Origin of the sequence: Pseudoalteromonas luteoviolacea (assembly GCF_018100925.1) — a bacterium.
In the GTDB taxonomy this organism is placed as follows: Bacteria; Pseudomonadota; Gammaproteobacteria; order Enterobacterales; family Alteromonadaceae; genus Pseudoalteromonas; species Pseudoalteromonas obscura.
The window spans coordinates 314,583-329,170 of sequence record NZ_JAGJEH010000001.1; the positions used below are offsets into that span (position 1 = coordinate 314,583).

9 protein-coding genes are annotated in these 14,588 nt (G+C 42.3%); 6 read left to right on the top strand and 3 right to left on the bottom strand.

Annotation, left to right across the window (positions count from 1 at the left end):
- The first annotated feature begins 1 nt into the window (after position 1).
- Genes J8M00_RS01190 through J8M00_RS01200 form a run of 3 tightly spaced genes read left to right on the top strand, consistent with a single transcriptional unit; the run spans position 2 to position 4,359 of the window.
- The gene (locus J8M00_RS01190; RefSeq protein ID WP_211008553.1) at positions 2-3,034 is read left to right on the top strand and encodes a DEAD/DEAH box helicase family protein; all 3,033 of its coding nucleotides are present in this window, start codon (positions 2-4) and stop codon (positions 3,032-3,034) included.
- A 19-nt stretch (positions 3,035-3,053) separates the two neighbouring features.
- Positions 3,054-3,935 (top strand): hypothetical protein, encoded by an 882-nt coding sequence (locus tag J8M00_RS01195; protein WP_211008554.1) that lies wholly within the window; start codon positions 3,054-3,056, stop codon positions 3,933-3,935.
- A complete protein-coding gene (locus J8M00_RS01200; protein WP_211008555.1) occupies positions 3,928-4,359 on the top strand; it encodes a hypothetical protein in 432 nt (143 codons plus the stop codon). Before J8M00_RS01195 ends, J8M00_RS01200 begins: the two co-directional genes overlap by 8 nt.
- A 16-nt stretch (positions 4,360-4,375) precedes the next feature.
- Here the strand turns inward: J8M00_RS01200 and J8M00_RS01205 are convergent, their stop codons facing one another.
- Positions 4,376-7,540: a DUF3427 domain-containing protein gene (locus J8M00_RS01205; RefSeq protein ID WP_211008556.1), complete on the bottom strand. Its 3,165-nt coding sequence runs from the start codon at positions 7,538-7,540 to the stop codon at positions 4,376-4,378.
- Positions 7,541-7,770: 230 nt separating this feature from the next.
- On the opposite strand from J8M00_RS01205, the gene J8M00_RS01210 reads away from it, so the two are divergent.
- A complete protein-coding gene (locus J8M00_RS01210; RefSeq protein WP_211008557.1) occupies positions 7,771-9,018 on the top strand; it encodes a UPF0149 family protein in 1,248 nt (415 codons plus the stop codon).
- 382 nt (positions 9,019-9,400) lie between these two features.
- On the opposite strand, the gene J8M00_RS01215 is transcribed toward J8M00_RS01210, so the two are convergent.
- A complete protein-coding gene (locus tag J8M00_RS01215; RefSeq protein WP_023397949.1) occupies positions 9,401-9,541 on the bottom strand; it encodes a hypothetical protein in 141 nt (46 codons plus the stop codon).
- A gap of 981 nt (positions 9,542-10,522) precedes the next feature.
- Here J8M00_RS01215 and J8M00_RS01220 point away from each other — a divergent pair.
- The gene (locus J8M00_RS01220; RefSeq protein ID WP_211008558.1) at positions 10,523-10,906 is read left to right on the top strand and encodes a hypothetical protein; all 384 of its coding nucleotides are present in this window, start codon (positions 10,523-10,525) and stop codon (positions 10,904-10,906) included.
- A gap of 28 nt (positions 10,907-10,934) precedes the next feature.
- Here J8M00_RS01220 and J8M00_RS01225 read toward each other — a convergent pair whose 3' ends face one another.
- On the bottom strand, positions 10,935-12,962 hold the full coding sequence (locus J8M00_RS01225; protein ID WP_211008559.1) for an amidohydrolase: 2,028 nt from the start codon (positions 12,960-12,962) through the stop codon (positions 10,935-10,937).
- 207 nt (positions 12,963-13,169) lie between these two features.
- Between J8M00_RS01225 and J8M00_RS01230 the strand changes: the two genes are divergently transcribed.
- Positions 13,170-14,300, top strand: coding sequence for a DUF1570 domain-containing protein (locus J8M00_RS01230; protein ID WP_211008560.1), 1,131 nt, complete (start codon positions 13,170-13,172; stop codon positions 14,298-14,300).
- Positions 14,301-14,588: the final 288 nt, after the last annotated feature.

A 14,588-nucleotide genomic window follows, 5' to 3' on the forward strand; every position in this document is an offset into this window, starting at 1 on the left:
AGTGAATAGTTTTAACCAAGGAAGAACACATCAACTAAACACCCAAAAACAGCTCTATACCGGAGGAGATGACCCGCTCCTTCCTGCGCTGCTGCAAGCCATCGAACACGCAGACGAAATAGAGATTTCCGTCTCTTTTATTCAGCGTTCAGGGCTGAATTTACTGTTTGATGCCCTGTATACCGCGTTAAGCAATGACACCAGCCTAAAACTACTTACCTCTGATTACTTAGGGTATACCTGTCCACAGGCACTAAAAGCGCTTATATCTCTACAAAGCTTAGGGGCAGAGCTGAGGGTATTTGAGACTAAACCTCAAGATAGCTTTCATATGAAGTCGTACATTTTTACCAAAATAAAGGGTGAAAACGGGCAGATATATGAGGGTAGCGCGTTTGTTGGCTCGAACAATATTAGCAAGGTGGCGCTGACAAGCGGACTCGAATGGGCTTTTCGGCATGACTATTCTCCTGTGTCACCAAGCACAAACGATGATGCCTTTTTTGAATTTAAACGGGCGTTTGAGGCAGTATTTAACCATCCACAAGTGACTCACCTAACTGAGCAGTGGATTGACGACTATCAAAAGCGCAGAGTTAAACCTGAATTTCGCGCTGTGAGTACAGATACCAATGAAGAACCATTTGAGGTGTCCCCCCCAAGGCCAGAGCAGGAAGCTGCACTAAAAAAGCTCACCCAAACCAGAGCCAATGGCTATAAACGCGGCCTTGTGGTACTGGCAACAGGCATGGGGAAAACTTGGCTCGCGGCACTGGATGCACAGAAGATAAAAGCTAAAAAAATCTTGTTTGTTGCGCATCGTGACGAGATCCTTACACAAGCCGCTAAAACCTTTACTCATCTACTTGGCTGCACAGTTGGTTTTTACAACGCAAAGTCTAAAAACATCGAGTCAGATTGCTTGTTTGCATCAGTACAAACACTCGGTAAAACCAGTAATTTAGCTAACTTCTCTGCAGCGCATTTTGATTACATCATCATTGATGAATTTCATCATGCGAGCAGTAAAATGTACCGCAATGTTTTGTCGTATTTTACCCCGCAGTTTTTGCTGGGCTTAACCGCGACGCCAGAGCGCACCGACCAAGCTGATATTTTAGGCTTGTGTGACAATAACCTCGTGTATGAGCGTAACATGGTGCAAGGCATAGATGCGAAAACGCTCGCGCCATTCCATTACTACGGTATTTGGGATGAAAGCGTAGACTACACCGCCATACCATGGCGAAACGGCAAGTTTGACCCAAAGAGCTTAGATAACCACTTTGCCACAGAGCAAAGAGCCAAGCATGCACTACAGCACTACAACAAGCTTGCACAAACGCGCACGCTGGCGTTTTGTATTTCCAGAGTGCATGCCGATCATATGGCTGAGTACTTTAATCAGGCGGGGATCCGCGCAGCGTCCGTACACGGTGACTCAAAAGTAAAACGCTGTGAAGCGCTCGCTCAGTTGGAATCTGGCAAGCTAAAGGTCATATTCAGTGTCGATCTATTCAACGAGGGCACCGATATACCGAGCATAGATACCGTGATGATGCTCAGGCCCAGCGAGTCTAAAATTTTGTTTTTGCAGCAGCTTGGCAGAGGGCTGAGAACGCATAAGGATAAAACCCATTTAGTGGTGATGGATTTTATTGGTAATCACCACAGCTTTTTAAACAAACCCTATGCTTTGCTTGGCGCACATTCACCCAAGGAATTGGCGACAAAACTAAAGCACAACGAGCAGAACAGCGCATTACCCTATGGCTGTTTTATTAATTACGATTTGGCCATTACTGACTTTTGGCAAAAACTTGCTAAAGCGCAGCGCACCAATGCACTTGAAGACTATCAAAACCTCGCCGAACTACTCGGTCATGGCCCCAGTGCCAGTGAGTTTTTCCATGAATATGGCGATATTAAAAAAGCCAAACAGCAGGGCAGTTGGTTTGAGCTGGTAGCAAATGCAGGTCTCAGCAAAACCATCACCTCACATTGGCTTGCACCTTTCCAAGCATTCTTACATAAAGGCGTTGAGCAAACACCGATGACCAAATGCTTTAAAGCTATTTTGCTGGAAGCGTTTGTTGCATTGGACGGGTTTTCAAATCCCCCCAGCTTAAAGGTATTGGCCGATAAAAGTTATGATGTGCTGATGCACTACCCGCAGCTGCGTGCTATAGACATTGCAAAAAAAGATCAAAGTAAAACCAAAGGCAGTGCCGCTTGGTTTAAGTATTGGTTAATCAATCCGATAAATGCGTTTACTGACATTGCTAAACCAGTACACAAGCGCAAAGACCATCATTGGTTTGTGGTTGAGCAACCTGTAAATACACCCATTGAGGATGCGTTATTTAAGCTCAACATTGAGGTTGATGAGCAAGATGTAGCGCAGTTGTATGACTGCATACTTGAGCTAAGCCAATATCGACTAGCTAATTACCTCAAAAGTAAAAGTGATAAGTTAGCCGTCCTTGAACAGCAGCGAGCTAACAACGCCAATCATCAAGTGGTTGAGGGTAAAAACGACAGCTCAATAGGCGCTGAATTGACCTCAGAGGATAGTACCCCACCACAAGATAATTCAGCGGATGAAGCCGATATTGTTCAGCTGCCATACTTCCCGAATTTAAAAATCGCGTGCGGTCATTTTAAAACGGGCGACACCAGTGATATGGCAACCATGCCAGCCCCTGACGGCTGCGGTAAAGTCGACCCCCAAAAACACTTTTTGGCACACGCCAGCGGCAATTCCATGAACGGCGGCAAACACCCGATTTTAGACGGTGATCTACTCCTACTTGAGCGCATCACACCCGATAATGCAGGCTCGAACACCAATACCACCATTGCCATAGAGCGCTTTGATAGTGCAGGCGATGAGCAATTTTTATTACGCGATGTACAAAAACAAATAAATGCGCAAGGTGAAGTAACTTACTTGCTTGTGGCAAGAAACCCAGAGTATGCAGCCATGGAAGCCAGTGATGAGTTTGTAACGTTTGCGCGGTTGAGACAGTTGTAATTTTTATACGAGGTGTTTTATGAGTGTTGAAGAAATAGAGTTTAAAGATATTTGTATTAAAATTGACTTTGAGCATAACTCCCATCATCCGCAAAGAGTTTTTGATTCAATGAGTCATTTGATTTCTTCGATTGAGTTGTTCCATTTATGTTTTCTAAACTCTGTTGCGGTGGAAACACAGTCAGAGTTTTTACTGTCTAATGTTAAAGAGGGTTCTCTAGAATCTTGGTTATCTTTAAGAATCAAAGGAGATGTTACCAGTGATAAGAAGAGGCGTTTGGCAGACTATTTAAATAGGTGCACCGAGTTAGTTTTGGAGTTTATTTATGATAAAGAAACTATAAAAAGCATCGACGAAATAGACTCGCTGGAGCAAAGTATTTCGAGTATGGCGCATGAAATGGATTTGGAAGAATTTCCAAACGTATTCTCTCTGGATAAGCACCGATTACTTAAAGGTTACTCAGAGATAGGAAAGGCAACTAATTCGCTTAATACTATCGACGAGGCCTATTTAAAAAGCCACACGACGATTAAAAAAATCAACAAAAACTTTTACCTCTCGGACGAAGATCTTCAATCGCTTGTTGTTGATCGTATTGAAGAGGCTAGCTCTACAGAAACTTTAATCGTTAAAAAGCCTGATTTACTTGGCAATTCTATGTGGGATTTTATGAAAGACAAGAGGTCTATTTCAGCTAAGCTTCTTGATCCGACTTGGTTAAATAAGTTTCACCAGAGAAGAGTGATTATAGCTCCTGGGGATGCTCTGTATTGTGATCTTTTAACATTAATTTTCTACGATAAAAAAGGTGAAATAATTGATGTTAAGTATCAGATATCGAGAGTTCATCATAAAGTTGACCTGAACTTTCAACAGTTAGAGTTAGATAATGAATAGTAATAATCATATAGATGCTTGGGTAATTATACTTACTGAGTATTTATTTATCTTGTTACCGTTTATCGTTATAGGAATAGTCAAAACTTACTCCGCAGACTTTCGTGGCTTTATAGAGGCACCTGATTGGAGTTTTGCAGCTGCAATTCTATTTGGCCAATTGCTAGTCAAGTTAGTTTCAGGCTCACTGATTCATCAAAAAGTAATTTGGCAGAGAGTATCATTGTTGATAGCTCTCATTTTGGTTTTTGGTCTGATACCTTCACTCACTACACTCACTTTGATTTTAATTAGTGAAGGTAAATCTAGTTTTGTAATCTATGCACAGGTGTTTCTTTTTGTAGTGGCTTCAATTTTATTCTTTATTTTAGGAAGTGCAGCTCAGTCCATGATAGAAAACTCTGAAAAGAAAAAACCGAAGTAGTCTACCTTATGCCGTGCTATCCAACCGCTAACTTCCCAGCCCCATGCCATAACTCACTTGGTATGGGGTGAAGTAAGTCCCACGTAATATCCATTGGCTGACTGCCTGTATGCGTCACATATTGCACCTCACCGAAATTCACAAAGCCCATGGTGCGGCCGTTCTCGTCTTTGTTTTGCTCTCGTACAAATAAGTAGATGCGCTTGCCAGTTTTTTGGTGGGTTATATAGCTCAAGCCTTTACCTCGCTCAGGCCTTGCGCTGTTTTGTGATTGCCAATGAAAGCGAGTGGGGCTGATGGCAAAGTCTTTGTATAGCGTGGTTGGAGAATAGGTTTTCTCGCATTTAGTGAGGGTAACAAATAACAGCTCGATATTGTGGCTTTTGAGCTCTAAAACGCCTTCACGTGCTGGTGATTTTTGCTCAAAGGTGCTTGCGCCAATCGCCGCGAGTATTTGCTCACGGGAATATCTGCTATGTAACTGTAAGGCTGTATTTGGTAAGCCCAATAGTGATTGCTCTTGATGATGAATACGGTTTATTAAAATGTTGAGCACGTCGCTGAACTCAGCTTGTAGTTGCTTATTGGCAAGCGCTTTTAAGCTGGTGGTAATGTCTCTATGCCCTGTTTGCTTACCGGATTTTTCCCAAAAGTTGTAGTGCGTCATTAAAGCAAAAGCAGCGCTGTTTGGCGTGCTCTTAAGCTGAGCCAAATCAAAATTGTGTTTACACAAAGACTGTAAAAACTGCAAATAGCTTAGTGAGTTGCATGTAATTAACTGGGTATTGATAGCGCGGTAATAGGCTTGTATTTGAGCTTGCTCAAGCTCCGTCATTGAGTCACTTTGACTGATTAGCCAATGCCATCCACCTGATTTACCTTGAGAGAGCTTATATACATCTTCTAAAGTCACACTTGGGTTAACTTGTAAGAAGTTAGCGAGTGTGAGCGGTAAGTTGGTGTCTTGATGGTATCGGTTGAGCAGTGCTTGCAGTCGACGCTTGTTGTTTATGGCACCTTTAATATTTTTAAGAATGATGTCTTTACTTTGTTTTTGTAACTCAATGCGACAACCTAAAGGCAGATGTGCAAACCCGCTTTCAATCTCTTGGCTGATTGACGTATTGGTTTTACCGATCAGTGCTCTAAACTTGCTGGCAAAGTCATATTCAGGCCGCGCATTGCCCACAAAATCTAAAACGGTGCAGCATTCTTTGTCTTGGGTTAGGCGCAGGCCACGACCTAGCTGTTGCAAAAATAAAGTTAAGCTTTCTGTTGGACGTAAAAATAGTAGGGTGTCGACCTCTGGAATATCCACACCTTCATTAAAAATATCCACCACACACAATATTTGAATATCGCCTTGCCTTAGGGCTTGCTGCTTATTGTGTCTTTCATTGGCATTGTCACTGGTTAGTACATCACTGCTAATGCCTTTTAAGTTAAATTGCTCGGCCATAAATATGGCATGCTGCTTACTAACACAAAATGCCAATGCCTTGATAGCGTGCACATTCGCGACGATATCCGCTAGGCTTTGCATGATTTTTAAGGCGCGATGGTCGTTTTGCGTAAATACGTGCGTAAGCGCACCAATATCGTAGCGGCCACGTTGCCAAGAAACACGGCTGAGGTCGGTGTCATCATCAATGGCAAAGTATTGAAATGGGATCAAATAGCGATTGTTTATGGCTTCAGGTAATCGTAGCTCTGCGGCAATGACATCATCAAAATCACTTAGAATGTTGCCGCCGTCTTGCCTTTCGGGCGTTGCAGTTAAACCGAGTAAGATGCTGGGTGCAAAATAATTGATCACACCTCGATAGCTGTTTGCTGCGAGATGATGTACTTCATCAATGACAATGTAATCATAAAAGTCGGCGGTGAGGTTAAGCGACTCTAATTGATTATTGAGCGTTTGGATTGACGCAAACAGGTGGTTAAAGCTGCTTGGCTTATGTTGACCTACCCAAAGCTCACCAAATTGGTTGTTTTTGAGCACAGCACGATATGCTGAACGCGCTTGTTTTAGTATCTCTTCTCGATGGGCCACAAAAAGTAATTTTGCTTGTGGGTTTTGCTTTAAAAATCGCGCAAAGTCGAACGCGGAGATCAAGGTTTTACCAGTGCCTGTGGCTGCAACGACTAGGTTTTTATATCGACCGTGTACGCTTCGTTCAGCACTGAGCTTTTCAAGCATGGCTTTTTGATGCGATTTTGGTTGAATATCTAAATAAAAGTGTGAGGTATCCGCTTGTTGACTCTTTGCGACATTCAGCGCTTGCGTTAATTTGTTTTGGCAAGGTGCTTTACCTGTGTAGTGCTCAAATTCATCAGATTCCCAATAGGTTTCAAAGGTGCTCAATGCTTTTTGAATAATATGCGGGATCTCTTGATTGGTGACTTTTAAGTTCCACTCTAAGCCGTTAGACAATGCGGCTTTTGATAAGTTGGACGAGCCAATATAGCCGGTGTGAAAACCGTTATCTCGCAAAAACAGATAGGATTTGGCATGAAGGCGTTGGCTATCATTGTTGTAGCTGATTTTTACTTGGGTGTTTGGCAAGCTGGCTAAAAAGTCGATGGCTCGTTGCTCAGTAGCGCCCATGTATGAAGTGGTGATTACTTTTAACTGTTTACCACTTTCAACATAGCGTTTTAGTTCTTCTTTAAAGATACGTAGGCCTGTCCAGCGTATAAATGACACCAACCAGTAAATGGTGTCGCTGGATAAGATTTCTCTTTTGATTTCGCTCTCAAGAGAAATACCTGCATTTGCTCCTGAAAATAGCTCGCTTTGGCTCAGTCCCGTTTGTGGAAATATGTCTTTGCTATAACTAGGTAGGTCACTCGAAATTGGGTTTTGCTTATCAAACAGGGCGGTGAGGATACGACCTTGCGAATCAATAAGGTTTTCACTGATTAATTGATCGTCTCTGATGTGATCTTTTAACCAAAATACCAGCTTGTTGGCCAGCTCAATTTGCTTGGTGATACGGTTGTCATCACTATTTGGGATGGCATCAATGGCATGGGCGACTAGTTTTGAGAGAAAGCGTGATAGCCACACAGAGGCTTCGCTTGATTCAAGCTGACGTTCACCAATATAAAACTGTTCGCGGTTTAAGTTTTGCTCGACCACTTGGGTAATAAGCTGCTCATAAATGCCAATTTGCTGCACGGCCAAATCCTGTTGTTTTTATTCTAACTAGTTGATAGCGCGATTATCTTATCGTTTTTTTAATGAGTGGGCCAGGAAGTACACAAATAAGTGCTAATCCTTTCTGTGCAAAAAGAATGATAACGATTGTATGCGCCTCCTGAGTTCGGCATTGCGTATCAATGGGTAAAAGAGTAACGTTTAGTAGCTATCATTATCCAATATAAAAGGGACTTCTTTTGATACACTCAATGGCCCGTAAAACTATCTTCGCTTTTTCACAAAATACACAGCACCAGCCTGATTATAATTACATTGAAGGGTTTTTGGTTGGACTTGCAACCCTAGGCATCGAGGTTCGGGTTGATGAATGGTTAGTTAACATATTTGGTGACTACCAATCAATTAATAGGTACCAACTGGAAGCTTTAATGGAGCTCTGTGAGCTGTGTAAGGTGACTGTGGCTAAAGCAACTTATAAGTTGCCAGAACAGTGCACGCTATCGAAAAAAGATATTGCAACGTCTTTAGATGAAGAGGCGCCTTTACCTAAGTTTTGCACTGGCTTTATAGCAGGCCTGAGTACTGTATTAAATGATTTAAAACTGTCTGCCGAGCACAAAGAGGCGATTGTCGAAACACAAGCTTTGTTTGCTGGGTTTACTAGCCTTGAGAGGGCAAAGCTGACGTTTTCTTACTCTGAGCCGACTCGAACTTTTGAGCAAGAAGCTTTATTGGCAACAAGAAGGTTGGCTTCAACAATACATGCTCTTTCCGATACGTTAAGTATGCTGCCGTTTGATCTTGATGACTTTGCAGATTCAGAATTTAAGGGAGTTGATTACAATGAGTTTAGTGATGAAGAGCTAGAAGCCAAAGATGATACCGTCAGTTTCTTGCTTCAACTAGATGATGTTGACTCTCTGCACTTACTTGATGAATTTCTTAATGTAGAAGAGCAAGTTTTTATAACTCCTGCGTTCAAACAACAAAACGAAGGGCATTTCTGGCTTATTCATGAGACTCGGCCTTATATGGCTGTGCGTTTTCACAAAGCTAGGTTACTGTTTGAAAGTAATCAGTTCCAGAAAGCATGCACTGAGTTAGAGGCATTGTTAAAACTTAACCCGAATGATAATCAAGCTTGCCGCTATTTGTACGCAAACTGTTTAGTCTTGCTAAAACAATGGGATAAGTTAAAGGTGTTGTTGAGCGAATATGAAGAAGGCGGGGTTTTTATGCGCGCTGCCGATGTTTTGATGCGATTTGCTTTAGATGGAGAGTCTGCTGAGCTAAATGCAATCAAACAAAGCTTGATTAAAGCAAACAAACACTTTGTAAAAATTTTAACAGGACAAGAAAAAGTTAGACTTCACGATGTGTTAGGTTACACACTTGGTTCTAAAGAAGAAGTTATCACCTATATTGAAATGGGCGGTAAAAAAGCATGGCTAAGCGTTGAGGGGAGTTTATTTTGGTTACGGAATAAAAAGAAGTAGTCTTTGTTCTTAATTATAGAGCTTAAACAGTCAGTATTTGCAAAGTTTAAAAGTAAGCGATTTTGTCTCCCTCGTCATTGCTGGCTTGCCCCGCAATCTATTTCGTTGGTTAATGACCCTGAAACAAGTTCTGGGTGACGGAGGAGGATTGGCGTGTTTTTATCAAGTGTACTTCTGTATGCTGAAGGTGTTGCGACTTAAATCCTGTTGCTGATAGCCTATATAATAGGTTTGTTTAGTATGATGAAGTACAAGCGGTAGAGGTCGGTTTAAATGGTTTAATACTATCGAAAAAGGCCAAGTATGCATCTCTTGGCCTCAATCCAATACTTATAACTATATTATGATAGAACAAGTATTCTCTCTATACTGCTTAAGCGTATTATTGCACAGTCTGATAAAATGGGTCAGTCGGTTGGTAAGTAGTGCTACCACCGGCTATTTGAGGTGTAGCCTCAACCGGTAATGCTGTTTTATTTTTTGATAGTTTTTTTAGTGGCTTTTTATTTAACTTAACTTTCATTTTCAATTCCTTTATTTTTTTATTATCGGTACTTAAACTAACAAGTGTAAGTTAAGAGGTCAATAAGTTGAATTAACAACGAGCTTAAAAGGTCAATGCCGTGCTCGCGCTGTGTGTGGAAGTCGTTGGACAAGGTTTGTCTCTAAGCTGCTTAAGCGCATATAGTATAGTCTGTATAAATAGGCCCTGAAACAATCTCAAGGTGACAGGGATGAGGAGTCTTGCAGGCATGTGCTCGGTGCAGGCTCCTCGATTGAAGCAATTTTACTCCTGAGTATAAATATAGCCCCAAAGCGGCATTGCCAAGTATCTGTATTTGAGATTCAAATTCTGGATGGGTTTCATCACCATTCGAGGCCAATATAACTGCCGACTTATTAGTTTTATTTATGGCAAAATAGCTAAACACGCCGGGATCTCCGCCATTAAGGTGGATATGTTCATGTTCAAGAAACCAAAAATAGCCAACGCCTTCACTACCTCCTGCATTCGGGGTGTTGGTTAACGGGCTTTGACGATCTGGACAATTTAATTAGCCAAACATTGGCGTTATCTCGATATAACCGGGCAATGGACATCACCCACTTTGCGAAGTGCCACCTTGCGGGCAAATTGAACGCGAATTAGAACAGCTCCGCCAGCAGCTTAGCAATCTAGAAATTGACTATACTGTAGACAAGGTATTGGCAAAAAGTCAGCTGTTTTTGGACCTTCGAGCATTACTGCGAGCATTGAACAACTTAACGTCAAATGCCTCGCATTTTGCCAATAACAAGATAAACGTGTGTTTGCTACTCGTTGAAAATTCATGTTTATTAATCGTTGAGGATGATGGCCCGGGCATTGAGCAAAACCAATGGGCGCGTATTTTGAATTACGCTCGCCACTTGAGATCACCACCTGATTGATACATTTGGCAGTGTGGCTGTCACAATGTCGTTGCGACCACTTCGTTTCGACCACTTCGTTGAAGGAGAGAGGATGAATCTATTGGTACGTTTTTTATTTTCCATAACCATTGTCATTGTCGTGTTTGTTGTCTCTGCAACTCTTGCTGGGGTACTCGCCGATATCGCAGGGGTTTGGAAAAAGCCGATGATTGGCGGTGTGGCGGCTGCATGTGTGGTGTTTTCTGGGTATGCCTCTGCGCCAAAACATAAGCTAATATCAGCATCTGTTTGGCTTATAGTTGGGGCGGTTGCAGCGTGGATTTTATCTAGTGTATTTATGTACGCTGAGGATGCAGCTACGCAATTACCTTTATTGATCACGTATGCTAGTGGTGCATTGAGTTTGATGTTATGTTGGCTTTGGCATAAAAGGGCGTTAACGATGAGTTCCGACAAAGCCGAAACGCATCGTTAATCGAGATTAAAAAGTAAAACAGACCTTTTTATAACTCATTTTTGTTTTGATATCGTAACTTGCCACCAACCCAGGTTTGCAGCACTGGTATATCGCGAATTTCTTTTGGATCTTTAATGCTTAATGGATCTTGCTCTAAAATCACATAGTCCGCCAGTTTGCCTTCTTCAAGGCTACCAAGCCATTGGTCGGTATGGCATTGCCATGCGGCATCATAGGTGATGGCGCGCAATGCTTGGTCACGAGTAATGCATTCGGCTTTATTGAGAACAGCGCCCTCAGGAGATCTTTCCATAATTCGGGTTACCGCTTGTTCCATCATGCGCAGCGGCCCCAGTGGACTTACTGACAAGTCACTGTGTAATGTGATCCGTGCGTCAAGGTCTAGCATGGTCTGACAGCGATCTAACAGTTGCGCTTTTTTCTTAAAGATCACTTGCTCAAAAGCATATCCCCAATAGCCTACATGACCGATTAAAAAGCTCGGGGAAATCCCCAATTGTTGCATTCGTTTAGCGTTCTTATCACTTAACAGTGAACAGTGTTCAATACGGTGGCGACTCTCCAGTCCCGATTGTCCATTGAGCGCATTTTCATAAACGTCTAAGGTTATTTCTATGGCGTGGTCACCATTGGCGTGGATAAGCATTGGCCAACCCTTCGCGATAATATTATCAACCATTGTTTGGAAGTTTGGCTTTTGCGGCTCTTGATCAGCTGGTGGTGTGGTCACAATGGCAACCTCCTCGGTTTGCTGATCTGTCACAGTGGCTGTCACCTTGGCATGTGGATCTATAACAGCGGAAACCTTCTTGGTTTGTCGCTCTGTCACAGTGGCAATCACTTCAGTATGTGGATCTGCAACCCCTTCGGTTGTAGGCGATACACTAAAATTAAAAATACCGTAGTTACCCTCTGGGTTACAGCTATATTGATCAACTTGATACCCAGTAAGTCCCTGATTGGAGCCATCTGACACCAGTTTAACGGCTGCTTGAAATGGTTGGTTCAAGTCGACTCGTTCAAGTGGCTTAAAGGGATGGATATCGTCTTCGGTATTTTGCACGTTGGAGCACAATTTTGCGTAGCCGACGCGTGCACGTTGTGGGGTGAGAGCTTGATAAGCTATGAGCACGTCTTCCATAATGGGCTGCATACCAGCTTCAAGCATCATGGTGACACCACGCTCATTGGCAGTTTTAAATATACTGCTGATATTCTTTGGCAAGTCTTCAATAATTTGGGCTTTTTGTGACAGTGGGATAGCGTCAAAACCGTAGCCCATTTGATCCAGCTCTTGTAAGGCACCTTGTTTCTGAACCAATTTGGTAAACTCATCACGTTCACTTTCGGGGAATTTACTTACGATCTCATTTAATGCAATTGTGTTGATGTAAGCCGTGTGTAATGATGCTGCTAGCCAAAATACAGCGCGATCAGGAAACTTTTGGTCTAGCCATTTTATGTCAATCACTTGTAGTTGATTATCAACAAAAGGCATCAGAGATGGATCAACATCGACTCCAAGCAGCCATTCGCCCTCTTTTAAGTGTTTTTCAGCTTCAAGGGCTGCCTCGAAAATTGTTTCTGGGCTATAGTCTTCTTTCAAACGCTGGCTATCATATGGCTTATCATTATAAGGTCCAAGCGGTGCCCAGCTCATAGTCATTGCTGTTGGGACAATATGCACATGTGGCTCAATCAATCCCGGTAAAAGGGTTTGTTGTGGAGCGAGTTCAATGTGATCTTTGTCTAGCATACCCAGCGCATGCATTTTTGTGCTGACTGAATCCAAGTCACCCACAGCGACTACAGTGTCGCCGGCAAAGCCAACGGCATCTACTTGCTCTGTTGAGCCATTTATCATTGGGCGAATTGTTCCACCGGAATACATGACCAACTTTTTCAAAGCTTCTTGATCCGTTTCTTGCTTATTGGCATAAGCTTGGTTAATACTGGTTTTTATTTTGTCTAAGCTTGGCTGATTTTCAAACGAGGACCAAAGAGGGTTGTGGCATGCGCACTGGGCGCATTCGTGGCAATCGTGATGACTCATAGTCGTCTTCCTTTTGTTTGCTTGATTGTGAGTGTTTAAAACTATTGCAAAAAAGCATACAACTAAACGCCAATATATAAGTATTACACTGTGTTACAGGTAAGAAAGTGGAGATAACTATTTGTACCTATTGTAGTTAGGTACGATTGAATATTGGTGCTTGATGGATATGCACCACATGACCTAATGTAAGGATGAACGGAAAAAATGTACACATGGAAGGATCCTATCAACAAGATATGCATTATTGTTTTGTCGATATCGCTTTATCTATTTTTTGATGACAGGCAGTTTTGGTTTTTTCAAGCGAGCTCAGAGTTTGCAAATGATTCAAATAAACCAAGGGATACCGAAGCTGAACTCTCAGTGGTTGACGTTGACATTCAGAGTGAACTCAATGGAAAAAATACAGTTAAACTGAGAGAAATTGTAGACCATCAAACTAACCTACGTCGTTTTGGGCGGTGTGAACCAACACTTGGAGAAAGTATTAAGTACCGAGTCGAAAACGGTATTTACACCTGGGTTGATAGCAAGGGAATAACCAATTATTCGGATCAAAAACCTAAGCATCATGCAGCTTTGTATCAACCAAAAAGTAATCGAGTTTTGGATTACTTTGAGCTAACAATCACAGGGAAAACGGTTACTCATTCTTTTAAAAATGCGCTCATTGCGCGACTAAACGCAATATTCAGAAGCTATACCCGTGTTATTGGGCTGAAAGCCATGCGAAAGGTCACACTTAGCATAGAGGTGCTGCCAAACAGGCATGAGTATGAGCGCGTAGTGAAATCTTACGGTGGTGTTGGCGCAAATACAGCTGGGATTTATTTTGGCAATAAAAACAAGGCATTGATAGTGCAAAGGTCCTATGAAGAAACTATGCGAACGGCTGTCCATGAAGCATTGCATGCAATCAATCAAGCTGTAATAGGTTACTCGCCACGATGGTTAAATGAAGGGCTGGCCGAGTACTTTGAAGCCATACAGGTAAACATGCAGCACGCTAAAATAAAACCCCAATACTTCCTTGATAAGCATGGTCGCATTCGGGGTAATATTGTAACCCCTTTGAATCTAGTAAGTGCTGAGCACCTTTGGAAAACTGAACGAGCAGAATCTCTCTACAAAAGCAGTTGGGCATTTGTTCACTTTTTAATGTCATCAAACTCGGGGCGTCAGACACTCAAAGATATTTTGTTGCAAGAGCAATCAGAGCCGTGTAGCTCACTCTCTGCGAAACAGCTTAAGGGCATATTGGCAAGTAAGCAGCCCAAGTTGGTAGCGGCTTTTCAAACATATTTGAATCTTCCAATTAAAACGCAGCGCTTGTGAATAGTGCGTTGTAACTCTTTATTACTTGATATATTGGAGTGGTAAATTTTTAAGTGAATATGGTAAAGGGCGGTGGGTGAATTGAGTGCAGCTCACTCCTGTTCGTGATTCAAAAGCAAAGTGTAAGTTTTAATCTGGGGCTATATGCAGTCTCTCGGACTAAATGTACAACGGTAACCAGATCGCAAGATGGTCGCTGCTTGGTACATGCAAATCACTCTGAATTCAATAAGGTTGAAATTGCATATCGCTACCTTGTAGATACTTCTGTTTGTAACTCTTTGTTGA